The 25,683-nt window shown below is 74.0% G+C and carries 21 protein-coding genes and 1 tRNA gene; 9 read left to right on the top strand and 13 right to left on the bottom strand.

The window, feature by feature from the left end:
* Window positions 1-79: 79 nt before the first annotated feature.
* Entirely contained in the window at window positions 80-757 is a 678-nt protein-coding gene (locus NLU66_RS06450) for a Crp/Fnr family transcriptional regulator (RefSeq protein WP_137769883.1), read from the top strand.
* A 96-nt stretch (window positions 758-853) separates the two neighbouring features.
* On the opposite strand, the gene NLU66_RS06445 is transcribed toward NLU66_RS06450, so the two are convergent.
* From NLU66_RS06445 to NLU66_RS06430, 4 genes are read right to left on the bottom strand one after another with little or no spacing between them, the layout of a single operon-like run.
* Window positions 854-1,669, bottom strand: coding sequence for an MBL fold metallo-hydrolase (locus tag NLU66_RS06445; protein WP_259362115.1), 816 nt, complete (start codon window positions 1,667-1,669; stop codon window positions 854-856).
* 1 nt (window position 1,670) lies between these two features.
* On the bottom strand, window positions 1,671-2,168 hold the full coding sequence (locus NLU66_RS06440; protein ID WP_259362114.1) for a RidA family protein: 498 nt from the start codon (window positions 2,166-2,168) through the stop codon (window positions 1,671-1,673).
* A 3-nt stretch (window positions 2,169-2,171) separates the two neighbouring features.
* Window positions 2,172-2,348: a DUF4177 domain-containing protein gene (locus tag NLU66_RS06435; protein ID WP_137769880.1), complete on the bottom strand. Its 177-nt coding sequence runs from the start codon at window positions 2,346-2,348 to the stop codon at window positions 2,172-2,174.
* Between the two features lie 41 nt (window positions 2,349-2,389).
* Window positions 2,390-2,692, bottom strand: coding sequence for a WhiB family transcriptional regulator (locus NLU66_RS06430; RefSeq protein WP_416232185.1), 303 nt, complete (start codon window positions 2,690-2,692; stop codon window positions 2,390-2,392).
* A 221-nt stretch (window positions 2,693-2,913) separates the two neighbouring features.
* Between NLU66_RS06430 and NLU66_RS06425 the strand changes: the two genes are divergently transcribed.
* The 6 genes from NLU66_RS06425 (at window position 2,914) to NLU66_RS06400 (ending at window position 10,238) form a co-directional block, all read left to right on the top strand.
* Entirely contained in the window at window positions 2,914-5,322 is a 2,409-nt protein-coding gene (locus NLU66_RS06425) for a penicillin-binding protein (protein ID WP_259362112.1), read from the top strand.
* A complete protein-coding gene (locus NLU66_RS06420) occupies window positions 5,322-6,251 on the top strand; it encodes a metallophosphoesterase (RefSeq protein WP_259362111.1) in 930 nt (309 codons plus the stop codon). The genes NLU66_RS06425 and NLU66_RS06420 overlap by 1 nt, the downstream gene beginning before the upstream one ends.
* A gap of 67 nt (window positions 6,252-6,318) precedes the next feature.
* Window positions 6,319-6,392 (top strand) — tRNA-Pro (locus NLU66_RS06415).
* Between the two features lie 480 nt (window positions 6,393-6,872).
* Window positions 6,873-7,973, top strand: a complete 1,101-nt coding sequence (locus tag NLU66_RS06410; RefSeq protein ID WP_259362110.1) for a peptidoglycan-binding protein — start codon at window positions 6,873-6,875, stop codon at window positions 7,971-7,973.
* A gap of 229 nt (window positions 7,974-8,202) precedes the next feature.
* On the top strand, window positions 8,203-9,612 hold the full coding sequence (locus tag NLU66_RS06405) for a beta-N-acetylhexosaminidase (protein WP_259362109.1): 1,410 nt from the start codon (window positions 8,203-8,205) through the stop codon (window positions 9,610-9,612).
* Between the two features lie 23 nt (window positions 9,613-9,635).
* Window positions 9,636-10,238 (top strand): LytR C-terminal domain-containing protein, encoded by a 603-nt coding sequence (locus NLU66_RS06400; RefSeq protein ID WP_259362108.1) that lies wholly within the window; start codon window positions 9,636-9,638, stop codon window positions 10,236-10,238.
* Here NLU66_RS06400 and NLU66_RS06395 read toward each other — a convergent pair whose 3' ends face one another.
* Window positions 10,239-12,218 carry an Ig-like domain-containing protein gene (locus tag NLU66_RS06395; protein WP_259362107.1) on the bottom strand — a complete coding sequence of 660 codons (1,980 nt, stop codon included), beginning with the start codon at window positions 12,216-12,218 and terminating at the stop codon, window positions 10,239-10,241. It lies immediately after the preceding gene.
* 109 nt (window positions 12,219-12,327) lie between these two features.
* On the opposite strand from NLU66_RS06395, the gene NLU66_RS06390 reads away from it, so the two are divergent.
* Window positions 12,328-13,785, top strand: coding sequence for a maltokinase N-terminal cap-like domain-containing protein (locus NLU66_RS06390; RefSeq protein WP_259362106.1), 1,458 nt, complete (start codon window positions 12,328-12,330; stop codon window positions 13,783-13,785).
* Here NLU66_RS06390 and NLU66_RS06385 read toward each other — a convergent pair.
* The 3 genes from NLU66_RS06385 to NLU66_RS06375 all read right to left on the bottom strand — a co-directional run bounded on the left by NLU66_RS06385 (window position 13,760) and on the right by NLU66_RS06375 (window position 18,579).
* Window positions 13,760-14,248 carry a hypothetical protein gene (locus NLU66_RS06385; protein ID WP_259362105.1) on the bottom strand — a complete coding sequence of 163 codons (489 nt, stop codon included), beginning with the start codon at window positions 14,246-14,248 and terminating at the stop codon, window positions 13,760-13,762. The genes NLU66_RS06390 and NLU66_RS06385 overlap by 26 nt on opposite strands.
* Before the next feature lie 160 nt (window positions 14,249-14,408).
* Entirely contained in the window at window positions 14,409-17,807 is a 3,399-nt protein-coding gene (locus NLU66_RS06380) for an ATP-binding protein (RefSeq protein ID WP_259362104.1), read from the bottom strand.
* Between the two features lie 22 nt (window positions 17,808-17,829).
* A complete protein-coding gene (locus NLU66_RS06375; RefSeq protein ID WP_259362103.1) occupies window positions 17,830-18,579 on the bottom strand; it encodes a TetR/AcrR family transcriptional regulator in 750 nt (249 codons plus the stop codon).
* A 97-nt stretch (window positions 18,580-18,676) separates the two neighbouring features.
* Between NLU66_RS06375 and NLU66_RS06370 the strand changes: the two genes are divergently transcribed.
* A complete protein-coding gene (locus tag NLU66_RS06370) occupies window positions 18,677-19,666 on the top strand; it encodes an epimerase (protein ID WP_259362102.1) in 990 nt (329 codons plus the stop codon).
* Here the strand turns inward: NLU66_RS06370 and NLU66_RS06365 are convergent.
* From NLU66_RS06365 to NLU66_RS06345, 5 genes are read right to left on the bottom strand one after another with little or no spacing between them, the layout of a single operon-like run.
* Window positions 19,653-20,687: an alcohol dehydrogenase catalytic domain-containing protein gene (locus NLU66_RS06365; protein WP_259362101.1), complete on the bottom strand. Its 1,035-nt coding sequence runs from the start codon at window positions 20,685-20,687 to the stop codon at window positions 19,653-19,655. The genes NLU66_RS06370 and NLU66_RS06365 overlap by 14 nt on opposite strands.
* 43 nt (window positions 20,688-20,730) lie before the next feature.
* Entirely contained in the window at window positions 20,731-22,578 is a 1,848-nt protein-coding gene (locus NLU66_RS06360; RefSeq protein WP_259362100.1) for an SIP domain-containing protein, read from the bottom strand.
* Window positions 22,579-22,582: 4 nt separating this feature from the next.
* Window positions 22,583-23,602, bottom strand: coding sequence for a FecCD family ABC transporter permease (locus tag NLU66_RS06355; RefSeq protein ID WP_259362099.1), 1,020 nt, complete (start codon window positions 23,600-23,602; stop codon window positions 22,583-22,585).
* Window positions 23,599-24,597: a FecCD family ABC transporter permease gene (locus NLU66_RS06350; RefSeq protein WP_259362098.1), complete on the bottom strand. Its 999-nt coding sequence runs from the start codon at window positions 24,595-24,597 to the stop codon at window positions 23,599-23,601. Before NLU66_RS06350 ends, NLU66_RS06355 begins: the two co-directional genes overlap by 4 nt.
* Window positions 24,598-24,600: 3 nt before the next feature.
* Window positions 24,601-25,674 carry an ABC transporter substrate-binding protein gene (locus NLU66_RS06345; RefSeq protein WP_259362097.1) on the bottom strand — a complete coding sequence of 358 codons (1,074 nt, stop codon included), beginning with the start codon at window positions 25,672-25,674 and terminating at the stop codon, window positions 24,601-24,603.
* Window positions 25,675-25,683 lie beyond the last annotated feature (9 nt).

The following is a 25,683-nucleotide window of genomic DNA, read 5'->3' as shown; positions in this document are numbered from 1 at the left end:
CCACCGAGGGGTGGAGCGCCGTCACGATCGGCACAGGCACGGTCCCGGCGGCTCCGGGACCCGATCACCAGGAGGACCCGTGGACGAGAACATCGTACGGTCGTCGCCGCTGTTCGCGGCTCTCGACGAGGACGGCAAGCAGGCCGTCCTCGCGTCGATGAAGCAGGAGGACTACCACCGCAGCGCGGTGATCTTCCGCGAGGGCGATCCCGGTGACCGCCTGTTCATCATCGGCGCCGGCAAGGTGAAGGTGGGCCACGCCTCGGGCGACGGCCGCGAGAATCTGCTCGCCGTGCTCGGCCCGGGCGAGACCCTCGGCGAGCTCTCCCTCTTCGACCCCGCCCCGCGCAACGCGACCGCGACCGTGGTGGCCGAGTCCACGCTGTACTCGCTCTCCCAGCAGGATCTCTACCGGGTGCTCGCGCAGCGCCCGGAGGTGGGCCGCCACCTGCTCGCGTCCCTCGCCCGCCGCCTGCGCAAGACCAACGAGTCCCTCGCGGACCTCGTCTTCGCGGACGTCCCCGGCCGCGTGGCCAAGAACGTCCTCGACCTCGCCCAGCGCTTCGGCCGGCAGACGGACGACGGCGTCATGGTCGCCCACGGCCTCACCCAGGAGGAGCTCGCCCAGCTGGTCGGCGCCTCCCGCGAGACTGTGAACAAGGCCCTCGCGGACTTCGCCTCGCGCGGCTGGATCCGCCTCGAGGCCCGCGCCGTGCTCATCGTCGACGTGGAGCGCCTGCGCCGCCGCGCCCGCTGACCCCTCGCACGCACGAGCGCCCGTCCTCCGCGCGGAGGACGGGCGCTCGTGCCGTCCGGGGACGGGGGCAGGGGAACCCGAGAGGTGCGCGGCGCCTCAGCGCCCGGCGGCGAGATGCTCGAGGGTCGCGCGGAGGTTCCAACGGGCACCCTTCTCGAGCTCGGGCGGGAGCTCCGTGCCGTAGATCGCGCGCACCAGGCGGTCCAGGGTCAGCACCCCGGCGCGGCGTGCGCGGCGCACCTGCTCGATCCGCTCCTCACGGTGCGCGATCGCGGTCTCCACGAGGGCGAGCGCGTCCAGCGGCCCCTCGGCGGCGGGCCCGTGGCCGGGGTGGATCGCGCTGATCCGGCCGTCGATCGCCATGGCCCGCAGGATCGCGAGGGACTGCAGGTGCTCGTGGATCGTGCCGCCGTCGTCGGGCACGATGACGGTCGAGGAGCCGCCGCCCAGCAGCGTGTCGCCGCTGAGCAGCCGCCCGCCGTCCACGAGCAGGCCCACGGAGTCCGCGGTGTGGCCGGGCAGGTGGATGACGTGCGCGACGGTCCCGTGGTCCCCCTCGAAGGTGGACGGCAGGGGCCGCGAGCCGGTGACCGCGTCCTGATCGGCGGCCCACAGCGGCACCTCGAGGCCGCTGCGCGCGGCGAGCTGCCGGGCGAGGGTCGCCGCTCCCGCGGTGTGGTCGAGGTGGCGGTGGGTGACGAGCACCCCCTGGGGCCGGGGCGCGGAGGCGAGGAGCAGCTCCGCGAGATGCTCCGGGTCCCGGGGCCCGGGGTCCACGACCCAGCTGCGCTCCCCGTCGACGATCACGTAGGAGTTCGTGCCGTCCAGGGTCATCGCCCCGGGGTTCGCGGCCCGGACCAGCCGCAGCTCGACCGGAGGCGCCGCGGGCTCGCGCTGCGGCTCCGGGCCCATCTCAGACGGTCCCGGGCGCGAGCTCGACGTGGAGGTCCAGCTCGACCGGCGAGTCCAGCGGGAGCACGGCGACGCCGACGGCGCTGCGGGCGTGCGTGCCCGCCTCGCCGAGGATCTCGCCGAGCAGCGTGCTCGCACCGTTGATGACGGCCGGCTGGCCCGTGAACTCCGGCGCGGAGGCGACGTAGCCGGTGACCTTCACGACCCGGACGACGGCGTCGAGCGCCTCGACCCCGCCGAGCAGGTCGGCGACGGCGGCGAGCGCGTTCAGGCAGCTGATCGCGGCGAGGCGCGCGGCCTCCTCCGGATCGACCCCGGCGCCGACCTTCCCGGTCGTGGGCAGGGCGCCGTCCACGAAGGGCAGCTGGCCGGAGGTGTGCACGTGGTCACCGGTGCGGATCGCGGGCACGTAGGCCGCGACGGGCGCGGCGACGGGCGGCAGGGCGAGCCCCAGCGCCTCGAGGCGTGCGGCGATGCGCCCGGCGGGGGCGGCGGTCACGGCTCAGGCCCCGGCCGTGTCGAGGGGCCGCTTCATGTAGGCGACGAGCGACTCGGGATTGGGGCCGGGCACGACCTGCACGAGCTCCCATCCCTCCTCGCCGTAGTTGTCGAGGATCTGCTTGGTCGCGTGGATCAGCAGCGGGACGGTCAGGTACTCCCAGCGGGTCGGTGCGCTCATGGGGCGAGCCTACCGGCGCCGCGCCCCGCGCGGCGGGCGGCTCAGCTGCCGACCGCCTCCCGGGCGGCCCGCTGCAGCAGGGCGGTCCAGCTGCTGACCTCGGGGTGCCGGCGCAGCAGGCGGCGGCGCTCGCGCTCGGTCATGCCGCCCCAGACACCGAAGTCGATGCGGTTGTCGAGCGCGTCGGCGAGGCACTGCGTGCGCACGGGACAGCTCCCGCACGCGGTCTTGATCTGGTTCTGCTCCGTCCCCTGGACGAAGAACTCGTCGGGATCCATCCCCGCGCACGCCCCGCGCGCGGCCCAGCTCTGGTCGTCCCCGGCCCCGGTGGCCCCGATCATCATCGATCTCCCCCCTTCATGGATCTCCGTCGATCCGTAGGCTTCCCCCTCACTCTAGGGAGACCCATGCCACAGCGCAAAAACTGACCCCGGTCGATCGGTCCGTCGGGCCCGACCTCGGGCCCCGCACCCGCTCCCCGAGGACAGGGAGCCTTCGTGAAGATTCCGTCCAGGCGGGCATGGCAGATGGAACCTGGGAACGGGCCCGCCGTACTGTAGGGAGCATGGCCCGTTCCACGTCCTCGCGCCCCGAGGGAGCCCGCTCGCTCCCCGTCGCCCTGGCCCAGACCCTCTACCTGCTCCTCGGCCTCGTGGCCGTGGCGCTCCTCGGCGGAGTCCTGCTGGCGGCGTTCTTCCTCCCGGCGGTCTCCGCCTCCTCGGCCGTCGCCGAGGACGGCGTGACGCTGTTCGACTCGTACCCCAGCGAGCTCGAGGTCGAGCCGCTGAACGAGGCGAGCCGGATCGAGGCCTCGGACGGCTCGCTGCTGGCGACCTTCTACACCGAGAACCGCATCATGGTCCCGCTCGAGGAGATCTCCCCGAACATCCAGCACGCGGTGATCGCGATCGAGGACAAGCGGTTCTACGAGCACGGCGGCATCGACCCCAAGGGCATGGCGCGCGCCCTCGCGAGCAACGCGGGCGGCGGCTCGACCCAGGGCGGCTCGACCCTCACCCAGCAGTACGTGAAGAACGCCCTGCTCATGGATGCCGTCCAGCGCGGCGACCAGGAGGACATCGACGCCGCGACCGAGCAGACCTACGGCCGCAAGCTGCGCGAGGCGAAGCTCGCGATCTCGCTCGAGAAGAAGTGGAGCAAGGACGAGATCCTCAACGGGTACCTCAACGTCGCCCAGTTCGGCCCCTCCCAGTACGGCGTGGAGACGGGTGCCCAGCACTACTTCTCCAAGAGCGCGAAGGACCTCAACCCCGGTGAGGCGGCGCTGCTCGCGGGCATCACGAACGGCCCCAACCAGTACGACCCGGTGAAGCACCCCGAGGCCGGCCAGAAGCGCCGCAACGAGGTGCTGTGGACGATGCTCGACCAGGGCTACATCGACCAGGCGGACTACGACAAGTACACGAAGCAGCCCGTCGAGGACATGCTGAAGATCAAGACGGTGCGCGCCGGCTGCGCCTCCGCCGACGGCAGCGGGTTCTTCTGCGACTACGTCACGCGCACCCTCCTGAACGACCAGTCCTTCGCGCCGACGGCCGCGGAGCGGCGGAAGCTGCTCTACGGCGGCGGCCTCACCATCAAGACGACGCTGGACCCGAAGCTCCAGAAGGACGCCGAGGAGATCCTCAACCGGAAGGTCCCCGCGGACTCCGCGAGCGGCTTCGGCCACTCGATCGTCACGGTCGAGCCCGGCACCGGCAAGATCCTCACGATGGCGGAGAACCGCACCTTCAACCCGTACGCCGACGCCGGCGCCGGCGAGACCGCGATCAACTACAACGTCCCGAAGTCCCTCGGCGGCGGCAGCGGCTTCCCCGTCGGATCGACCTTCAAGCCCTTCGTGCTCGCCCAGTGGCTCGAGAGCGGGAAGTCGATCTACGACACCGTGGGCACCAAGCGCGAGGTCATGAAGTCCTTCCCCGCGAAGTGCCTGAACCGCGGCCGCTGGTACGAGACCGCCGGCTACAACCCGGACAACGCCGTCTCCGTCCCGCTCTCCTCCATGGAGACGGTCCTCAACGCGACGAAGTTCTCCGTGAACACCTCGTACGCGAACATGGCGCGACAGCTCGACCTGTGCGACATCGCGGACACCGCGCGGGACCTCGGCGCGATCCCCGCGACCTACAACCCGTACGACCAGACCACCTGGGACATGCCGATCGACGAGATGTACGGCACCGAGCTGGCCCCCTCCGTGGTGGTCCTCGGCGAGCTGCGGATCTCCGCCCTCGACATGGCCTCCGCCTACGCGACCTTCGCCGCGGAGGGCACCTACTGCAAGCCCACCGGCATCAACGAGGTCGTGGACCGCAACGGCGACAAGATGGAGACCACGGGCTCCAGGTGCGACCAGGTCATGGACAAGTCCGTCGCGGACGAGATCGCCTGGACCCTCGAGCAGGACCTCACCGATCCCCGCGCGACCGGCAAGGGCAAGGTCATCCCGGGCCACGACGCCGGCGGCAAGACCGGCACCTCCGGCTCGCAGTTCCACACCTGGTACGTCGGCTTCACCCGCCAGATGTCCACCGCCGTGTGGTTCGGCCACCCCAACGCCAACGTGCGCCCCGCCGGCTTCTCGGTGGACGGCGAGGTCCTCCAGAGCGGCAAGGTCTGGGGCAACACGGTCTCGCTGCCCACCTGGCAGGAGTACATGACGAAGGCCTCCGAGGGCCTGCCCAACGAGGCGTTCCCCGCCGCCCCCTCGGGAGCGGCGCCGAACACGGCCGCGGGCAAGCCCGCCGAGGCCGGCACGGTCCCGGACGTCTCCGGCGACTACCTCAGCGCGGCGCAGTCCACGCTCCAGGCCGCCGGCTACACGACGAAGGTCGTGCGGGAGCCCTCCGCGACGGTGGGCCAGTGGTACGTCATCGGGACGGATCCCGCGCCCGGCACGAAGCTCGCCCCCGGCAGCACGGTCACCATCCGCCAGTCCAGCGGGAAGGGCTGATGCGCGCCCTCCCCCTGGCCGCCCTGGGCACCGCCGGTGCCGCGGCGGCCACGGCGGCGGCCGCCCACGTGTGGGCGCGCCACGTCGAGATCCACCGCTACACCGTGCGCGAGCAGGAGCTGCGCATCCTGCCGCCCGGGGCCCGCACGATCCGCGTGCTGCACATCAGCGACATCCACCTCGTGCCGGACCAGTCGCGCAAGCTCGACTTCCTGCGCCACCTCGCGACCTACCGGCCGCACCTGGTCATCGACACCGGGGACAACATCGCCTCCGCGGCGGCCGTCCCCGTGCTCGCCGAGGCGATCGAGCCGCTGCTGCGCCGGCCGGGAGCCTTCGTCATGGGCTCGAACGACATGTTCGCGCCCGTGCGCAAGAACCCGCTGCGCTACTTCCTCCCCGATGCCCGCCCCGCGGGTCTCACCGAGCGCACGGACGGCGACCTGCCCACGCAGGAGCTCGCGCGGCGGCTCGGGGAGTTCGGCTGGAAGGACCTCACCAACACCCGGGCGACGATCGAGCTCGGCGGGCTCGAGGTGCGGCTCGCCGGGGTCGACGACCCCCATCTCGAGCGCGACCGCTTCCCCGATCCCGCGCCCGTGGAGCCCTCCGCCCCGGTGCACGGGAACGTGCTGCGGCTCGGCGTCGCGCATGCGCCCTACCGTCGCGTGCTGGACGCCTTCGTGGCCGACGGCGCGGAGCTGGTGCTCGCGGGCCACACCCATGGCGGGCAGCTGCGCCTGCCGGGCTACGGGGCCCTCGTGACCAACTGCGACATCCCGCGTGAGCAGGCCCGCGGCCTCTCCACCTGGAAGGGCGTCCCGCTCACGGTGAGCGCCGGGATGGGGGCGAGCCCCTATTCGAACTACCGTCTGTTCACGCCTCCGGAGGCGACGTTGCTCACGTTGCGGGCCCGACGCCCCGACTGAGTCCCGCGCACCCCCGGAGCACTGGTAATGTTCCTGATCGGTGACTCGCTGAGGCGAGGATCCGCACCGGGGTGTGGCGCAGCTTGGTAGCGCGCCTCGTTCGGGACGAGGAGGTCGCAGGTTCAAATCCTGTCACCCCGACCGCCAGGCCCGGGGCCCGCATCCGTGAGGATGCGGGCCCCGGGCCTTCCTGTTGCCCGGAACCCTGCCGGCCCCACGGCCCCACGATCCCGACGCCGCCGCCGAGCGCCGTCAGCCCGTTCCCAGCGCGCGCCCGCAACTCCTTCACATCCCGTGCACGCCCCACGCACCGCGACCGAATGACACCGATGTGATTAACATGACGATGCCCGTTTCGACTGAACGACACGGCGGTGATTCAGGAAATTGAGTAAAAACTTCGTCAAATAAGGTCGCGTGCGGCGCAAACTCCCTGGGGGAACCCTGAGAACGCCACCTACGGTGGGTGGCGGTGCCGCCTCGACCGGGCACCCGTCCCGGGTGCCGCCTTCCCGTCACCGCCCAGGACGCTTCCTCCGCTTCCCTGGGTGACGGGCGCAGGCCGGCAGCTCCCCCGTGCCGGTGAAGCCTGTGCGGCGACGGAGAAGGAGCTCGACGGACATGTTCCGCACCGCATCACGAGGCACGCACCGGGCGACCGGCCGTGCCGTCATCGACTACCGAGGACTCGCGGTCCCGGTGGGCAAGGGCGTGGGAGGCGTCGCCGTCCTCGGCGCCGTCACCGCGACCGGAGCCCTCCAGTCCGCACCCTCCGCCCAGGCCGCCCCGGCACCGGCCGCGAGCACCGTCCGCAGCGCCGTGACCGCCCCGGTCGCCGCTCCGGCCACCAGCTCGTCCTACTCCTCCGTGAAGCTCCGCCTCGGGGCCCGCGGCGACGCCGTGAAGAGCCTCCAGCGGAGCCTCAACGACCAGGGCGCCGGCATCTCCGCCGACGGCGTCTTCGGCTCGAGGACCCTCCGCGCCGTCAAGAGCGCCCAGTCCTCCGCGGGCATCAAGGTGGACGGCGTCGTGGGCCCCCAGACCTGGGCCGCCCTCAACGGGTCCGAGAAGAAGGGCGGCTCCTCCTCGAGCTCGTCCGGCTCCTCCTCGTCCCTGCTGCGCCAGGGCTCGCGCGGATCCTCCGTGCGCACCCTCCAGTCCTCGCTCAACGAGGCCGGCGCGAGCCTCAAGGTCGACGGCGTCTTCGGCAGGGGCACCGCCTCCGCGGTGCGCTCGCTGCAGTCCGCCGCCGGGATCCGCGTCGACACCGTCGTGGGCCCGAAGACCTGGTCCGCCCTGGACCGCGGGGTCCGCATCGGCTCCTCCGGCTCGGATCGCGGCACGAGCCGTGACGAGGTCGGCTCGAGCTTCGACGGCCAGGCCATCGTCTCCGCCGCCCGCGCGCAGATCGGCGTGGGCTACACGTGGGGCGGCTCCAGCCCGTCCACCGGCTTCGACTGCTCCGGCCTCGTCTACCACGCGTACAACCAGGCCGGCATCGACCTGTCGCGCAAGACCGCCAAGGGGTACACCTTCGGCGGCCGGATCATCTCGCAGTCCGAGGCGAAGGTCGGCGACCTCGTCGCCTTCACCGGCAACGACTACGGGCACATCGGCATCTACGCCGGCAACGGCACCATCATCGACGCCTCGGGCTCGCGCCAGCGGGTCATGGAGCGCTCGATCTGGAGCGCCCCCCACGTCTTCGTGACCTACCGCTGACGCGGAGGCCCCACAAGACCCCCGAGCCCGCTCGGGACCACGACGGCCTGCTCGACGCGCACGCGTCACCGGGAAGGAGCAGGACGCCGTGACCGGAGCCCCGGTCGGTCCGCCGACCGGGGCTCCGCCATGCCCGTTGCGCACCGTGTGGCCGTCGTCACGACGACGCGCGCGACGTGGCAGACTGAAGCCTCTCGCCAGGAACGACGCCGTCTCAGGAGACAATTCCATGCCGGATCCCATCGCCCTCGTCCCGCTCCCCCGCTCGGTCATCTGGAGCGCGGGCACCTGGGAGACCACCGACCCCTGGGACGGCCTCTCCGTGGGCCTGTCCGAGGAGCTCCCCCGCACCGAGTACACGCTGTCGATCTCCCCCTCGGGCGCGAGCCTCACCGCGGGCAGCGAGGCGGCCCTCGCGGACGGCCGCAACACCTTCGCGCAGATCGTCACCGGCGCGGGCGGCTCGATCCCCTGCGTGACCATCGCCGACTCCCCGAAGTACGCCTGGCGCGGTCTGCACCTCGACGTCTCCCGGCACTTCCTGCCGGTCGAGGAGGTCGAGACCATGATCGACGCCCTCGCGCTGCACCGCCTCAACGTCCTGCACCTGCACCTCACCGACGACCAGGGCTGGCGCATCGAGATCAAGGGCTACCCGCGGCTGACGGAGATCGGCGCGCGCCGCACCCGCACCGTCGTCGGCCGCCACGGCGAGATGGCCGAGGGCCTCGAGTTCGACGAGACCGTCCACGAGGGCTCCTACACCCAGGAGGAGCTGCGCGGGCTCGTCGAGTACGCCCGCCGCCGCGGCGTCATGATCGTCCCCGAGGTGGACCTGCCCGGGCACATGCAGGCCGCGATCGCCGCCTACCCGCAGCTGGGCAACGTCCCCGACCGCGAGCTCGAGGTGCGCCAGGTCTGGGGGATCTCCGACCACGTGCTCGGCGTCTCCGACGAGGCCTTCGACTTCGTGCGGGACGTGCTCACGCAGGTCGCGGAGATCTTCCCCGCCCCCTACGTGCACATCGGCGGCGACGAGGTCCCGCGCGGGGAGTGGGAGCGCTCGAGCGCGGCCCGCAGCCGCATGAACGAGTGGGGGCTCACCCGGGTCTCCGAGATCCAGGGGCGCTTCACGCAGTTCGCCTCCGAGGTCCTCGCCGAGAGCGGCAAGCGGGTCCTCGCCTGGGACGAGGTGCTCGAGACGCACCTGCCCGACGACACCGTCATCATGAACTGGCGCAGCCCGGCGGGCGTCACCGAGGCCGTCTCGCGCGGCTTCCAGACCATCGTGGCCACCTCGGACCTGCTCTACTTCGACCACTACCAGGCCGATCCGGAGGAGGAGCCGCTCGCGATCGGCGGCCTCACCACGGTCAAGGACGTCTACACCGGCCGCCTCCTGCCCAAGAAGATCACCGAGGAGCAGGAGCGCCTGATCCTCGGCATCCAGGGCCAGCTGTGGTCCGAGTACCTCCCGGACGCGGAGCAGGTCCAGTACATGGCGTTCCCGCGCGTGTGCGCCCTCGCCGAGCGCGCCTGGGGCTCCCCCGAGCAGAGCTGGGACGAGTTCGAGGAGCGGCTGCGCGCCCACCTCCCGCGGCTGGACGCCTTCGGCATCCGCTACCGCCCGCTGGACTGACCCGGGACCCCCGCGAGGCCGCCATGTCCGATCCGCACCGCGCCCACCCCTACGGCCGCTCGGCCGACGACGTCCGACGCCGCGACCTGCGCGCCCGCCGCACCCGGCGGTTCCGCATCACCCAGATCGCGGTCTTCTCCGTCGCCGCCGTCCTGCTGCTCGGGGTGGGTGCGTACGCCATCGGACAGCTGCGCGCACCGAACCCCGCCCCGGGCGTCATCGCCACGAAGACCTTCGGCAGGGCCGAGCCGGAGGTGACCTGCCCCGAGGCGGGGGCGGTGCCCGCCGCGCCGGAGGACGTCACCGTGAACGTCCTCAACGGCACCGGGCGGAGCGGCCTCGCCGGCCGCGTCTCCGAGTCCCTCGCCGATCGCGGCTACACCGCGGGGAAGGTCGGCAACACCTCGCAGGCCTCCGGCGCCGCCGTGATCGTCTACGGGCCCTCCGGCTATCTCGCCGCGCAGTCGGTCCTCGCGCAGGTCGGCACGGCGGAGCTCACGCTCGACGGTCGGGACGACGCGAGCGTGGACCTGCTGCTGGGTGACGGCTTCTCCGACCTCGCCGGCAGCGGCGCCGCGGAGAAGGCGCTCGGGACGCCGGTCGCGACCCCCGAGGGCTGCGGCTGATCAGTCCTCCCAGTCGCGGCGGTCCCGCTCCATGCGCAGGCCGATCGCGAGGGACACCCCGCCGCCGAAGACCAGCAGCAGCACGATCGTCCCGAACACCACCGAGGTGCTCTGCGAGCTCGGCAGGAGACCCACCAGCAGCGAGTTGATCCCGCTCGGCTCGGTGCGGGCGCCGTCGACCACCGCGCCGCCCGGATCCACCTCGATCGAGAGGGTCGCGCTCGCGGGCACGCCGTCCTCGTCCTCGACCGTGTACTCGATCGGCTCCGTCGCCCCCGTGAACCCCGGGACCGGGGTGACGGTGATCGAGCCGTTGGCCGAGACCGTGTACGTGGCCTCGCCCGGGATCACGAGGCGCTTGCCCGTGAACTGGTCGAGGTCCTGCAGGTTCGTCGCGTCGAGCGAGCGCAGCCGCACGCTCGAGGCGACGAGCGGGGCCGCCGCGGTCCCGGCCGTGTCGTTCGCGAGGACGTCGATGGTGCGCGGGGTGCCCGTGCCGGTCCGCTCGGCGTCGTCGCGGAGCACCGGCACCGCGTCCACGATCCGCGCCGTGAACAGCCCGGTCGCGGTGTTGTCGGCATAGATGCCCGTGCCGGCGACCGTCACCGCACTCTCCACCCCTGTCCTCTCCTCCGACGCCTCGAAGGTGAGGGTCAGCGCGTCGAGGTCCAGGGTCCAGGTCCCCACCCCCGGCAGCTGCGCCGTCAGACCGTCCGCGGAGAGCGTCGCGCCGCCCGGCAGCGCCGCCTCGTCCAGGTGGAGGGAGTCCGCGCTGAGGTCCCGGGTCCCCGAGGAGAGGTCGAAGACGACGGGGCTGCCCGGCGTCGCCGCCTGGGAGCGGTCCTGGAGGATCGGGTAGGCCGTCGAGAGCACCCCGGGGGACGCGTCGTTGCCCTGGTCGTCGGTGCCCGTGACCGTCATCGGGACGGTGACGTGGACGTCCGCGCTCTCCGGGGTGAAGCGCACCGCCCCCTCGCTGCGGTCGAGCGTCCAGACCCCCTGGCCGGGCACCACCGCGCGGGTGCCGTCCTGGGACAGCTCGACGCCCTCCCCGCCCTCGGGCGGCTCGAGCCGCAGGGTCGAGAGGTCCACGTACTGCTGCCCCTCGGAGACCGAGTAGCGGATCTCCTGGCCGTAGGGCGCTGACCAGTTGAGGTCCGAGATGATCGGGACGGTCAGCTCGACCTCCGTCGCCCCGACCGGCGCGCCCTCGGCGTCGAGGGCCACGAAGCGCACCGGGGTGGGCTGGTAGCCGAGCCGGGTGGAGCCCGGGGAGTAGGTGACCCGTGAGCCGTCCGCGGAGAGCTGCCAGCCGCCCTGCTCGGGGATGACGAGGCGGCTGCCGTCGGAGGAGAGGCTCGACCGGGCGGTCAGGCCGTCGAGCGTCATCCGGACCCCGCCGCCCGAGGGCACCGTCAGGCCGAGCGGCACCGGCACGTCGACGCCCGCGGCGGAGTGCTTCGCGACGGAGGCGACGTCGAGCACCGTCGGGCTCAGCTCCGCGGGCTCCGAGCGGGTGCCGTGGATGCTGCCGACGGTGATCGCGACGGGCAGGGTGGGGGCCGTGACGCCGTCGTCCGGGGTGAAGACGAGGGTCGTGCCGAGCAGCGACCAGGTCCCCTCCCCCGAGACGGTGAGCGTGCGGCCGTCCTCGGAGACCGCCATCGCCGCGGCGTCGGTCTCCCCGAGGGACGGGGGCACCACCAGGCTCGCGGTGGACTCGTCGAGCTGGTCCTGCTGCGCGTCGTCGATCAGCGCGTCGAGCGGGACCGAGGTGACGGCGTCCGGCAGCACGGAGATGCTCGGGGACTCGAGCGGGAGGGGGAAGGTGCCGTCCTCGCCGAGCGCGGAGGCCGGGAGGACCCCGGAGACGCCCAGCAGCAGCGTCGCGCCCGCGGTCGCGGCGACGCGCACCAGCGGGCCGCGCCGGACGCCGCGCGGCCGGGCGGACGACCGGGAGCACGGCATCGGATCGAGCACCGGCCCAGGGTAGCAAGGGCGCCCGGGCCGAGGCCGGACGGCGTGCGCGCACCGACCGGTGTGCGGGGTGCGCACGCCGCGGGCCCGTCGCCGCCCTAGCATGGGCCGCATGGACGCCTCGGCCGCCGCCTCCGCCACCGATGCCGCTCGCGGACGCCTCGACCTCACCTCGCTGCCCACCCCGGAGACGCTGCTCGATCGGCTCCGCGACCCGCTCGGGGCCTGGCTGCCCACGCGGCGCTGGTTCGCGCACCGCCCCGCAGGCCCCGCTCCCCAGCCCCTCGACGTGGAGGTCGAGTCCTGGGCCGGGCTGCGCGTGCAGGCCGACGTCGCCGTGCTGTGGACCGTGCTCGCCGTCGACGACCATCGCGGCGGCCGGGCCCGCTACCAGGTGCCCCTCGCCCTGCTCGACCCGGACGCCGAGGTGGCCGAGGACGCGCTCGTGACGAGGACCGACGAGGTCGCCGTCGCCGACGCGCTCGCGCTCCCGGCGGGCCGGGACGCCGTGCTCGCCGTGCTCGCCGAGGGATCGGGCGCCCTGGGCCCCGGGCTGCGGCTGCTCGCGGACCCCGCGCCGACGGCGCAGGCGGCGCAGGCGGCACCGCCGGCCGGGCCCGGCGCCTCCTCCCGGGTGCTCAGCGGCGAGCAGTCCAACACCTCCCTCATCCACGAGCAGCCCGGCCGTACCCCCGTGATCCTCAAGGTGTTCCGCCTGCTCGGCGACGGCGAGAACCCCGACGTGGTCCTGCAGTCCGCGCTGACCTCCGCCGGCAGCCCGCACGTGCCGGCGGTGCTCGGCTCCGCCCGGATCGCCTTCGGGGATCGGCGCACCCATGCCCTCGTGGCGCAGGAGTTCCTGCCGGGTGTCGAGGACGCCTGGCGCACGATGCTGCGCGAGGCCGCCGCCGGCCGGCTCGACGAGGCCGCCCTCCGCGAGCTCGGCACGGTGCTCGCGCGCGTCCATGCGGATCTCGCCCTCGCGCTGGGCACCGTGCCGACGGGGGACGCGGAGGCACGGCGGATGCTCGCGCAGATGCGCGGCCGCCTCACCGACGTCGCCTCCTCCGTGCCGGCCGTCGCCGCGCACGTCGAGGTGCTCGGGACCCTGCTGCAACGCGCGGCGGAGGTCCCCTGGCCCGCGATGCAGCGGATCCATGGCGACCTGCACCTCGGGCAGGTGCTCGCCGCCCCGGGACGCGGCTGGGTGCTGCTGGACTTCGAGGGCGAGCCGCTGCGACCGCTCGCCGAGCGGCTCCAGGAGGACTGCCCGCTCCGGGACGTCGCCGGGATGCTCCGCAGCCTCGACTACGCCGCCGCGGTCACCGCCCGCGAGCACGGCATCGACGCCGCGGGCTGGGCCCTCGCGGCCCGGGAGGCCTTCCTCGACGGCTATCTCGCCGGCGTCGGCATCCCCCCGCAGGATCCGGCGACCCGGGCGCTTCTCGCCGCCTTCGAGGCGGACAAGGCCGCCTACGAGGCGCTCTACGAGTCCCGGAACCGGCCGGACTGGCTCGACATCCCGCTCGCGGCCCTGAGCAGGATCAGCGCGACGGTGCGCGAGGGCTGAGCTCCCCCGCGGGGCTCGTCGGCGCCGCGTCCTCGGGAGAGGGCAGGAACGGCGCGCTGATGACGCGCAGCGCGGCCCGCACGCCGAGCACGAGCTCGAGCCGGTCCCCGTCCTCGAGCTCCCACACGACGTGGCGGATCCCGTGGCGAGTACGGGACGTGCCCGGGGCGGAGCGGCGCCGACGGGCGACGACGTCCACCGCGCGGACGAGCGCGTCGGCCGCCGCCGGGGACGGATCCGGCGCGCGGCGGGCGGCGAGCAGCGCGCTCACGTGCACGAGGGTCGGGGCGCCCTCGGCGCTCTCCCCCGAGGGACGGTCCCGCTCGGGGCGGGCGTCCTCGAAGCCCTGGAGCGAGGGCTGCTCGGCGAGCAGCGCGCGGCCCGCCGCCGTGAGCAGCTCCCGCACCCGGTCGTGCACCGCGGCCTGCGCAGGGGTCCCGACGGTGCTCGGCGCGGTCGTCATGCGGCGACTCCGTTCGTGATCCGTTCCTGGCCGGCGCCGGGAGGCGCTGCGCCGCGTCCCCCTCCCGGCGCGGCGCCGGGCAGGGGGAAGCGGTCAGGGTATCGACGGCGGCCGGGGCGGGCCATGGGGAGTTCTCCCCATGGCGCCCGAGCGCCCGGGCTCACCCGGGGACCGGCACGAACTCGACGGGCGCCACCTGCGAGTAGCGGTCCTGCCGGATCGAGACCACGCCCACGCCACCGATGAACGGCGCGAGGGCCTGCGGGTTCTTGCCCGGGTTCGCGAGCAGCACCTGGAAGCCGAAGTGGCGGAAGGACTCCATCGCCGCGGTGATGAACTTGCCGGCGCCCTTCGAGAAGGCCTCGTCGATGATGATCGGCGCGTAGCGCGGGACCTCCTGGCCGGTGCCGGCCAGCTGGTAGCGCAGCGCCGCGGCGAGGCAGAAGGTCGTCAGGCGCTCGTTCTGGCCGCCGGAGAGCGGACCGCCGGACTCGTGCGCGTGCACCACGGTCCCCTCGGCGTCGACCTCCTCGGCGTGGAAGTGGACGTGGCGGCGCACGTCGAGGATCGCGCGGGAGACCTGGTCGTCCCGCGTGCGGGCGGCGCCGATGAGGTCCATGAGGTGGCGCAGCGAGAGGAAGCGCTCCTCGGCGAGGTCCCGGTCGCGGCTCATGTCGTTGAGCGTGGAGCCCGTGACCGCGTCCTCGAGCGCCGCACGGAACTCGTCGAGCGCGGCGAGGTGCACGGGCCGCATCGACAGCTGCAGGAAGCGGCCGGAGTGGAACTCCACCTGCGAGAGCAGGGCGTTGATGCGCTGCAGCCGCTTGCGGATCTCCGCGGGCTCGCGCGCGATCGCGGTCGCGAGCGCCTGCACGTCCCCGAGCGTGTTCCCGGTGAAGAACTCGAAGAAGCGGTCCTCGACCTCGGGCAGCTTCTCCTCCTCGATCCGCTGCAGGATCGCGAGGAAATCGTCGACCCCCTCGAGGGTCGGGACCGTGTCCCCGGCCTGCGCGGGCCAGCGCCGCACGAACTCGCGCATCGCGGTGCGCATGTCCTCCTCCGCGCGCGAGGTGCGCCGGGTGAGGTCCATGAGCTCCGCGTCGAGCGTCGCGGAGGCGTCCTTGGTGACCTGGTCGATCGTGGACAGGACGATCGTCGGCGCGATCGCGGCGAAGCGCTCGGAGAGCTCCTCCTCGACCTCGGGGGCGAGGGTCGCGCCCTCGAGGCGCTCGCGGGCCTCGGCGAGGCGCTCCGCGGCGCGCTCGGCCTGCTCGCCGAGACGGCCGGCGGTGCGGACCACCTCGAGCAGCTCCTCGTCGCTCTCGGCGATGCTCGCCTCGACCTCGTCGATCTGGCGGGCCAGCTCGGTGAGCGCCGCGGAGCCGTCCTCCGCCGCGCGGACCATGTCCCGCAGGTTCGCCACGCGCCGGGCCACGGAGGCGGCGTCGATGTCGTCCCAAGAGACGGTGCTGATCGCCTGCAGGGCGTAGAGCCGCTCGCGGCGGCGCCCGGCCTCCGTCTCGACGTCCTTCCGGCGGGCCTGCGCCTCGAACAGGGCCTGCTCGGCGCGCGTGCGCTCCGCCTCGAACACCGAGCGCTTGGCGCGGTTGTCGAATCCGAGCACCCACTGCGAGCGGTCGTTGATCTGGCGGTCCGCGCTCTTCTCGTGGCGGGAGGCGGAGTGCTTGATCTGGCCCGAGCGCAGCACCGCGCGGCCCAGCCGCGTGAACTCCTCGAGGTCCTCCGCGCAGGTGTAGTCCATGCGGGAGGCGATCTCGCCGCTCAGCCAGGCGTGGAACTCGCCGTCCTTGACGTCGAGCTTCGCGGCGAGGGAGCGCTCGTCGATCCCGCGGGAGGGCCGACGGAGGTCGGTGTTGATGCGGTTGTAGGAGATCCGGCGACGCAGCCTCGTGCGGTCGATGACGGCCGCGACCTGCCGGTAGACGCGGTCCGGCACGAGGATCGAGCGGGCGAGGCCGCGCAGCGCCTGCTCCGCGGCGGCCGTCCACTCCTCCTCCCCGGCCTTGACCTGCAGCAGCTCCGCCGCGAAGGGCAGCTCGGTGGGGGCGACCCCGACCTCCTGCGCGATCGCGTCGCGCAGGGCGATGTCCTCGGAGTGCAGGTTCGAGGCGCGGGAGCTCAGCGAGGCGAGCTCCTCCCGGGTGCGCTGGAGCTGGGTGCCGAGCTCGCGCACGGCGGCCTCCGCCTCCCAGCGCGCGGCGTCGGCCCCGCGCTCCTCCTCCTCGAGGGAGGTGCGCAGCGCCTGCACCTCCCGCTGGAGGGCGAGGAAGGTGTCCTCGCCGGCCGGGGAGCGCAGCTCGACGGTCGCGAGCTGGGCGGAGAACTCGGCGGCCCGCTCGCGGCGCCGCTCCCGCTCGACCTCGAGGCCCGCGATCTGCTGCTTCCAGTCGTCGATCTCACCACCGCCGGCCCGCTTGCGCTGCTCCTTGAGCTGGGACAGGTCCCCGCGTGCCTCGGCCACGTCCTGGGTGAGCCGGCGCTGCTGCGCGGTGAGGCGGTCGCGGTCCAGCTGGAGCCGCTCCTCCTCGCCGGAGAGCAGGCGCACGAGGTGCTGGGCGGCGAACACGTCGATGTCCGCGCGACGGTCCACGAGCTCCCCGCCGCGGCGGCGCATCTCGGTCCACGAGGTGTGGTTCTCCCGCAGGCCGCGCAGCAGGTCCCGCTGCTCGCGGGCGGTCACGAGGGCCTCGTGGACCTCGGAGAGGTTGTGGAAGTTGGCGAGCGCCTGGTCCGCGAGGTCGAAGGTGCGGGGCTCGTCGAGCATGTAGTCGCGCAGCAGCGCGTTGACGTCGCCGAGCTCCTTCGCGGACTGGATCTTGTGCAGCAGGCCGAGCGCCTTCTCGTCGGGGATCCCGAGGAGCTGGCAGAAGGCGGCGCGGTACTCGCGGAACTGCCGGTAGGTCTCGGTGCCGGGGAACGCCGCGGCGAGCGCCTTGCCCTCGATCTGGGTGGAGACGAAGGGGCGCAGGTCCGTGACGTCGAGCGGCTGCCGCGCGATGACGTAGAGGCTCTTGACGTCGCTGTCCGCGCTGTGACCGGCGTGGAGCAGCAGCAGGCGGGAGAGCTGCACGGTCCCGCCGCGGCCGTCGGAGAAGCGCAGGGTGACCACGGACAGGGTGCTGCGGTCGCGCAGCACCTCCTGGCTGAACTCACCGGTGGCCTGGTCGTAGTGCATCGCCCAGGCGCCGCGCACGTAGCTCGCGACGGTGCGGCGGTACTTCGAGCGCGCCGGGCCGGCATCGGAGGCGGCGGCGTTGAACTGCAGCGTGCGCGGGGGCGTGAGCAGGGCGCTGATCGCGTCCAGGAGCGTGGACTTGCCGGTGCCCGGCCCGCCGGTGAGGAAGAAGCCCTTGGGCGAGATCGCGAGGTCGTGGGTGCCGTGGAAGGTGCCCCAGTTCGAGACCTGCAGGTGCGTCAGTCGCCACTGGCCCGGATGCGGGTGCTGGGGATCGGTGGGGCCCTCGTCCGGGGCGCTCGCACCCTCGGGCATGCCCGGGAGGTCGAGCCCGTCCTGGGCGGTGTCGGTCGCGGAAGTCACCCTGGAAGGGTACCGGTCCGGATCAGGCCCCGGGCAGGCCGAGGGACCGCGCCTGGGCGCGGGCGACCGCCTCGAGGTACGCGGCGCCGTGCTCGACGGATCCGACGTAGTGGCCGTGCAGCTCGAAGCCGATCGTGCCGATGCCCTCGGTCCATCCGCGGAGCACGCCGAGGGCCGCGGCGTCGGTGATGCGCTCGCCGCCCTCGAGGTGCGCGATCGACCAGTCGCGGACCCGGTCGAGGTCCTCCCGCAGCCCCGTCCCGGGAGGCGCGGCGAGGGCCGACGGGCCGCCGAGGTCGGGGTCGCCGCCCGGGCGCGCGTCGACGGCGAGCTGGGCGAGGACCGTGATGAGGCGGGTGGCGGCGTCGATCGTGCGCGCGGGGGCCGCGTAGCCGATCACCGGGGTGCCGTAGACGAGCGCGAACTCGTGGGGCCGCTCGAGGGCATGCTCGCGCACGGCGAGCCAGACCGCGACCCAGGCCTCCGCGGCGCCGTCCCCCGCCCGGGCCGCGGCACGCTCGGCGGCGGCGCCGATGCCCTCGTAGGCCTCGACGACGAGCGCGGTGAGCAGGTCGTCGCGCCCCTCGACGTAGCGGTAGAGGCCGCCGGCGGCGACCCCGAGGCGGCGCGCGATCGAGCGCACCGAGAGCGCACCGGGGCCGGCCTCGGCGAGCTCCTCGCGGGCGGCGCCGAGGATGCGCGCGCGCATGCCCCCGCCGCGCTCGGCAGCGGCGGGCGCGCTGATGACCTCTCGGCTGCTGTCGGACGGCACGGCACTCCCCCTTGACGAGATGAACAGTGTTCACCATACTCGACGCCACGAGCGTGAACACCGTTCACTCCAGACTCGCACCCTGATCGGAGCACCCATGGCACCCACCCGCGTCACCCTCATCGGCGCCGGCCCGCTGGGCCGCGCGACCCTCCCCCACCTGCTCGAGCGCGGCGACGAGGTCACCCTCGTCACCCGCTCCGGGACCGCCCTGCCCGGCACCGCGCCGTTCGCCGGGGACGTCACCGTCCCCGGCTCCCTCGACGGCGCGCCGGAGGCGGACGTCGTCCTCGTGGTCTGCAACTTCCCCTACGGGCGCTGGCCGCGCGACTGGCCGCCCGCCATCGCCCAGGTCCTCGACCTCGCCGCGCGCGACACGGCCCGCGTGGTCCTCGCCGGCTCGCTCTACTCCTACGCCCGCGGTCCCCGTGGGCCGATGCGCCAGGACGAGCCGCTCGTGGACACCTGGGTCAACGGCCGCCTGCGCCGGATCGTCTGGGAGCAGGTGCTCGAGGCCCGCGCGACCGGCCGGATCGCGGGCGCGGTCGAGGTGCGCGGCAGCGACTACGTGGGCCCCGCGACCGGACCGAACGCCCACGGCGGCGATCGCGTGCTGCTCCCCGCGCTCGAGAGCCGCACGGTGCGCCCGCTCGGCGACCCCGACCTGCCCCACGCCTGGACCGCGACCGCGGACTTCGGGCGGCTCCTCGCCCGCGCCGTGCACGATCCCGCCATGGAGGGGCGCGCCTGGCACGTGCCGAGTGCCCCCGCCGTCTCGCAGCGCCGCCTCGTCACGATGGCGCTCGAGAGCATCGGCCGCGAGGACACGCCGCGGATCTCGCCGGTCCCCACGACGCTGCTGCGCGCCATGGGCCTGTTCTCCCCGGACATGCGCCGCCTCGCCGAGGCGACCTACCAGTTCACCGCCCCCTGGCTCGTGGACGACTCCCCCGCCCGCGAGGAGCTCGGTGAGACCCACACCCCGCTCGAGGAGAGCCTGCGCGCGGCGATGGAGCACCTCCGGCAGGAGCAGCGCCGGACGGGGTCGCGCCGGGAGGAGCGCCGCCCGCCGGTCACGGCCGGATGATCGTCACCCCGGGCCGCGTGCGCTCCCCGAGCTCGAGCAGCGCCTCCCCCGCCTGCTCGAGGTCGAGGGTGCGCGTGACGAGGTCCTGCGGGCGCAGCGCCCCGGAGACCACGAGCGCGAGCAGGCCCGGGTAGTCCGCGGCGGCCATGCCGTGGCTGCCGAGCACCGTCAGCTCCTGCCCGATCACGCGCGGCATCGCGAGCCGCGGCGGCGCCGCGTACAGGCCGATCTGCACGTGCCGGCCGAGCGGGGCGAGGGCGAGCAGGGCCGCGTCGGTGGTCTGCTCGCGGCCCAGCGCCTCGACGGTCACGGAGGGGCGCTCGCCCGCGGCCTCGACGATCGCCGCCGCGGCCTGCGCGGCGTCGAGGCCCGAGGTGTCCACGAGAACCTCGGCGCCGTGGTCGCGGGCGAGCGCGAGCGCGCCCGGGTCGACGTCCACCGCGATCGGGCGCGCCCCGAGCGCCGCCGCGATCATCACCGCGGAGAGCCCCACACCGCCGCAGCCGATCACCGCGACGCCCTCCCCCGCCCGCAGGCCGGCCCGGGCCGTGAGTCCCCGGTAGGCCGTCGCGAAGCGGCAGCCGAGGGTGACGACGGCCTCCGCGGGCAGATCCTCGGGGACCGGCACGAGGTTGTGGTCCGCGGCGCGGATGACGACCTGCTCCGCCCAGGAGCCGTCGTGCGTGAAGCCGGGCTGGGTCTGGTCCGGGCACACCTGGGAGGCGCCCTCGCGGCACCAGCGGCAGCGGCCGCAGCCCTCGACGAAGGGCGTGGTGACGCGGTCGCCGATCCGCACCCGCCGGACGCCCTCGCCGAGCGCCGCGACCCGGCCCACGAGCTCGTGACCGGGCACGTGCGGCAGCGTGACGTCCCCGTCGTGCCCCGCGAAGGCGTGGTGGTCGGAGCGGCACAGGCCCGTCGCCTCCACGTCGAGCACGACCGCCGCGGCGGGGGCGACGGGCGCGGGGACCTCGCGGACGGCGGGGAGCACCCCGAACTGCTCGATGACGACGGCTCTCATGGGGTCAGTCTCGCGCGTCCCCGTGCCGCCGCGACCGACGGGTTCAGCCCTCGGCGCGGCCCTGGCGCCAGTAGCCCATGAAGGAGACCTGCTTGCGGTCCACGCCGATCTCCTTGACGAGGTGGCGGCGCAGGGTCGTGATGACCTTCGCCTCCCCCGCGAGCCACGCGTAGAACGGCCCCTGGCCCTCGGTGGTCTCCCAGAGGATCGCCTCGTCGACGTCGACCTCCTCGAACTCCCCCGTGGTCGAGGGCACGCCCACGGTGCAGTCCCGACAGAGCTCGGGCCGCTCCTCGATGAGGGTCCGCACGGCCGGGTCCAGCAGGGTGCCGTGCGGCGCGTCGCCGCGGGCGAGCCACGTGATCTCGACGTCGGATCGGGTGGGCACGCGCTGCTCGTCGGCCGCGTCGGGCACCTCGATGAGGGCATGACCGGTGAAGGACTCCGGGAGCGACTCGATGACCGCGCAGATCGCCGGCAGCGCCGTCTCGTCCCCCGCGAGCAGGAGGCGGCGCGCCGTGCCGGGGCGGAACTCGATGCCGCCGTAGTCGGGGCCCACCAGGTGGGTGTTCGGGCCCAGCAGCGTGATCTCGTCGCCCACCTGTGCGGACGCGGCCCAGCGGGCGGCGACGCCGGTCCCCTCGACGACGGGCTCCTCGAGGTGCAGGACCATGTCGATGTCGAGCTCGGGATCCGGCCCCACGTTCCCGGGGTGGCCCGCGCCGCGCAGCGCGCGCACCGAGTAGGTGCGCATCCAGCCGCGCTCGGCGGGGTCCACCTGCAGCCAGTCGCGGTACCAGCCGTCGAAGGCGGAGGGATCGGAGACGGCCGTCGGGCGCAGCGCCGCGAAGTGGTCCGCGGTGCTCCCGGGCGCCGGGACGATGAGCTTCACGCGCACGTCCAGCAGCGGCCCGCCCACGCCGAGGTGGCGCAGGTCGGGGCTCGTGAAGGTGAGGCGCACGAGGTTCGCGCCGACCATCCGCCGGGCGGCGACGGTGAGCGAGAAGGCGAGCTGGGGGCTGGCCTCGAGGGCGGGGACCCGCACGGCGGCGTCGGATCGGGTGGGGCTCTCGGTCGCGGTCATGCTGTCCTCCTGGGAGTCGGGGGGCGTCTCACGGGTCAGCGGCAGCACCATCGGGGTGCCCGTGACGGGGTCGGGCGAGATGAGGGCGTTGAGGGCGAAGACCTCCCGGACCGTCTCCGCCGTGATGACCTCGGCGGGACTGCCCTGGGAGTGGATGGCGCCCTGGCGCACGGCCACGAGGTGGTCGGCGTAGCGGGCGGCGAGCTGGAGGTCGTGGAGCACGATGCCGACGGTCGTGCCGCGGCGCTGGTTGAGCTCGCGGACCACGTCGAGCACCTCGAGCTGGTGCGTGACGTCGAGGTAGGTGGTGGGCTCGTCGAGCAGCAGCACGTCGGTGCGCTGGGCGAGGGCCATGGCGATCCATGCCCGCTGGCGCTGCCCGCCGGAGAGCTCGTCGAGCAGGCGGTCGGAGAGCTCCTCGGTGCGGGTGAGGGTGAGCGCCTCGGCGACGGCCTGCTCGTCCTCGTCGGTCCACTGGGGGAACAGCCCCTGGTGGGGGTAGCGGCCGCGCGTGACGAGCTCGCGCACGCTCACGCCGTCCGGCGCGATCGGCGACTGCGGGAGCAGTCCCAGGCGGCGAGCGAGGTCCTTGCCGCGCAGGGCGTGGACGTCCTGCCCGTCGAGCAGCACCTGGCCCTTCTGCGGCGGGAGCAGCCGGGAGAGCCCGCGCAGCAGCGTGGACTTCCCCGAGCCGTTCGCGCCGACGATCATCGTCACCCGGCCCTCGGGCAGGGCGAGGTCGAGGTCCTCGACGACGACGCGGCGGTCGTAGGCGAGTCGCAGGTGGGAGGCGGTCAGCTGGGCCATGGGATCACCTTCCGCGGCCGGTGGTCGAGGAGCGCATGAGCATCCACAGCAGGAACGGCGCCCCGAGCGCTCCGGTGATGACGCCGGCCGGCATCTCGACGCGGCCGAAGAGGTTCTGGCCCGCGACGTCGGCCGCGAGCACGAGCACCGCGCCGAGCAGCGCGGCGAGGACGAAGCTGGGACGCCCGGCGAGGAGTCGGGCGATGGGCCCGGCGAGGAAGGCGACGAAGGCGAGCGGGCCGGCGACCGCGACGGTGAAGGAGCTCAGCAGCACGCCCACGAGCACGAGCGCGATGCGCGTGGCGGGGACGGGCAGGCCCAGGCTCGCGGCGGTGTCGTCGCCCAGCTGGAGGATCCGCAGGCGCCCCACGAGCGCCGCGAGCACGGGGATCAGGACGACGAGCGCCCCGGCGAGCACCGCGACCCGCGGCCAGGTCGCGCCGGAGAGCGAGCCGACCAGCCAGTGCATGGTGTCCCCCGCCTTCTTCGTCTCCATGCGGCTGAGCAGGTACTGCACGAGCGCGAGGAGGGCGGCGGCCACGCCGATGCCGACGAGCACGAAGCGGTCGTCGACCGCTCCCGCTCCCCCGGCGCCGTGACCGCCGCGGCGGTGCGCCTGCGCGACCCAGAGGACGAGGAGTGCGGTGAGGAGCCCGCCGAGCAGGGTCCACCAGAACAGGGCGAGGCCCTGGGCGTCGACGAGCGCCATTCCGGCGACCGCCGCGGCGGAGGAGCCGAGGGTCACGCCGATGACGTCGGGGCTCGCGAGGGGGTTGCGCAGCATCGTCTGGAAGACGGTGCCGGAGAGTCCGAGGGCGGCGCCGCCGAGGACCCCGACGACGGCGGCGGGCAGGCGGTCGTCCATGACGATGAAGGAGACCCCGGGGATCTGCTCGCCGAGCACGGCGCGCACGGCGAGGTCCGCGTAGACCATCGGCGTGCCGACGAGGACCCGCACGACGACGAGGCCCGCGACGACCAGCGCGAGGGCGAGAGGGAGCAGGAGACGGCGGCGGGCGCTCACAGGGCCACCCGCTTCCGGGTGCGCAGCAGGACGAGGAAGACGGGCACGCCGAGCAGCGCGGTCATGACGCCGACCTGCACCTCCGCGGGCGGCGCGATCACGCGGCCGGCGACGTCGGCCAGGAGCAGCACCGCGGGTCCCACGAGCAGCGAGATCGGCAGCAGGCGGCGATGGTCGGAGCCGGCGAGGAGGCGCACGGCGTGCGGGACGACGAGGCCCAGGAAGCCGACGGGACCCGCGAGGGAGACGGCGGAGCCGACGAGCAGGACGATCCCGATGCCGAGGACCGTCCGCACCCGGCCCACGTGGACGCCGAGCCCGGTCGCGGCGTCGTCCCCGAGGGCGAGGGCGTTCAGGGCGCGCGCGGAGCCGAGCACGACGAGCACGCCGGCGACGAGGAAAGGCGCCACACGGGCGAGGTCGCCGAGGTCGCGGGCGCCCAGGGTGCCCACCTGCCAGGCGCGCATCCGGTCCAGGGCGCCCTGGTCGAGGATGACGAGGCCGTTCACGACGGAGCCGAGCCCGGCCGTGACGGCGGCCCCCGCGATCGCGAGGGTGACGGGGGTGGCGCCGGAGCGGGAGGCGGAGGCGATCGCGTAGACGATCACCGCGGCGACCGCGGCGCCGAGGAAGCCGGCGACCATGAACTGGGTGACGGAGCCGAGCCCCAGCAGGTAGACCCCGAGGGCGACCGCGGCGGCGGCGCCGCTGTTCAGCCCCAGGATCCCGGGATCGGCGAGCGGGTTGCGGGTCATGCCCTGGAGGCCCGCGCCCGCGAGGGCGAGGGCGATGCCGACGGCGAGGCCCGCGAGGGTCCGCTGCAGCCGGCTGTGCACCACCGCGTGGTCCGCGAGCGTCGGGTCGTAGGCCACGAGGGCCTGCCACGCCGTGCCCGGGGGGACCGTCCGTGCCCCCACCATGAGGGAGAGCGCGCACGCGATCGCCAGGGCGAGGACGCTCCCGGCGATCACGAGCACGGTGGTGCGGGAGGGCACGTCTCAGGCCTGCGCCGTCTTCGCGGCCTCGACGACGGCGGGGACGACGTTCTCGATCGCCCACGGGAGGCTCAGCACGCTCGCCGCGGAGATCGAGAGGGTCTGGTGGTCGTCCGTGGTGAGGACGAGGGCGCCGCTCGCGACGGCCGGGATCTGCTGGAACAGGGAGTCCTTCTGGAAGGTCTCGACGGTGTCCCCGGCGGAGGCCCAGGTGTAGATGACGTCGGAGACGAGCTCGTCGCCGCGCTCGGCGGACCAGTCGAAGTAGAAGGTGCTCGCGTCCTTCGTGTTCTCGGTGACGACCTCGGCCTGGGTCATGCCGAGGGCGGTGAAGAAGCGGGGACGGGTGTCGTCGCCGGAGTAGATGCTGATCTTGTGGTCCGTCAGCGACAGGTTCGAGGCGATGAAGGTGGACTCGCCGACCTCGGGGTTGTCCGTCCCGACCTTCGCGAGATCGGCGGTGACCTGCTCGCCGAGCTCCTTCGCCCGGTCGCTGCGGCCGGTGGCGGTGCCGACGGCGGTGAGCACGTCGTCCCAGGAGGCGGTGTAGCCCGCGGCGAGCGGGCCGATGGTCGGCGCGATCTTGCTCAGCGTGTCGTACTCCTCCTGGGTGAGGCCGGAGTAGGCGGCGACGATGAGGTCCGGGGTGAGCGCGGCGATCTCGTCGGTGTTGACGCCGTCGGCCTCGGAGTAGGTGGTGGGGGCCTTGTCGCTGCCCCAGGCGGCGCCGAGCTCCTCGAGCTTCGCGTCGATCCAGTCGGTGGACTTGTTGTCGTTGCCGCCCCACTCGACGAGGGGCATGCCGACGGGGACGATGTCGAGCGCGAGGAGGGTGTCGCCGTTGACCCAGGAGACGGTCGCGATGCGCGTGGGCTCCGCGGCGATCTCGGTGGTGCCGTAGATGTGCTCGACGGTCGCGGGGAAGGTGCCGGTCGCGCCGGAGCCGCCGTCGGAGGCGGAGCCGCCGCCGTCGGCGGAGGTGGTCGTCGAGCCGCCGCTGCAGGCGGCGAGCGCGGTCAGCGCGGGCACGGCAAGGGCGGTGAGCACGACGGAGCGGCGCGGGAGCGAGCGCGACATGGACGGTCC

Origin of the sequence: Brachybacterium sp. NBEC-018 (assembly GCF_024860185.1) — a bacterium.
GTDB lineage: Bacteria > Actinomycetota > Actinomycetes > Actinomycetales > Dermabacteraceae > Brachybacterium > Brachybacterium rhamnosum.
Note: the sequence above shows the minus strand (reverse complement) of the source record. Positions and strands in the feature narration are given on the sequence as shown.

Excerpts from the sequence above, each read along its gene's own strand:
- NLU66_RS06420 (WP_259362111.1), top strand. The coding sequence starts at position 5,322 with ATGCGCGCCCTCCCCCTGGCCGCCCTGGGCACCGCCGGTGCCGCGGCG.
- NLU66_RS06365 (WP_259362101.1), bottom strand. The coding sequence starts at position 20,687 with ATGAGAGCCGTCGTCATCGAGCAGTTCGGGGTGCTCCCCGCCGTCCGC.
- NLU66_RS06430 (WP_416232185.1), bottom strand. The coding sequence starts at position 2,692 with ATGATGATCGGGGCCACCGGGGCCGGGGACGACCAGAGCTGGGCCGCG.
- NLU66_RS06390 (WP_259362106.1), top strand. The coding sequence starts at position 12,328 with ATGGACGCCTCGGCCGCCGCCTCCGCCACCGATGCCGCTCGCGGACGC.
- NLU66_RS06370 (WP_259362102.1), top strand. The coding sequence starts at position 18,677 with ATGGCACCCACCCGCGTCACCCTCATCGGCGCCGGCCCGCTGGGCCGC.
- NLU66_RS06360 (WP_259362100.1), bottom strand. The coding sequence starts at position 22,578 with ATGGCCCAGCTGACCGCCTCCCACCTGCGACTCGCCTACGACCGCCGC.
- NLU66_RS06435 (WP_137769880.1), bottom strand. The coding sequence starts at position 2,348 with ATGAGCGCACCGACCCGCTGGGAGTACCTGACCGTCCCGCTGCTGATC.
- NLU66_RS06345 (WP_259362097.1), bottom strand. The coding sequence starts at position 25,674 with ATGTCGCGCTCGCTCCCGCGCCGCTCCGTCGTGCTCACCGCCCTTGCC.
- NLU66_RS06425 (WP_259362112.1), top strand. The coding sequence starts at position 2,914 with ATGGCCCGTTCCACGTCCTCGCGCCCCGAGGGAGCCCGCTCGCTCCCC.
- NLU66_RS06400 (WP_259362108.1), top strand. The coding sequence starts at position 9,636 with ATGTCCGATCCGCACCGCGCCCACCCCTACGGCCGCTCGGCCGACGAC.
- NLU66_RS06405 (WP_259362109.1), top strand. The coding sequence starts at position 8,203 with ATGCCGGATCCCATCGCCCTCGTCCCGCTCCCCCGCTCGGTCATCTGG.
- NLU66_RS06410 (WP_259362110.1), top strand. The coding sequence starts at position 6,873 with ATGTTCCGCACCGCATCACGAGGCACGCACCGGGCGACCGGCCGTGCC.
- NLU66_RS06445 (WP_259362115.1), bottom strand. The coding sequence starts at position 1,669 with ATGGGCCCGGAGCCGCAGCGCGAGCCCGCGGCGCCTCCGGTCGAGCTG.
- NLU66_RS06385 (WP_259362105.1), bottom strand. The coding sequence starts at position 14,248 with ATGACGACCGCGCCGAGCACCGTCGGGACCCCTGCGCAGGCCGCGGTG.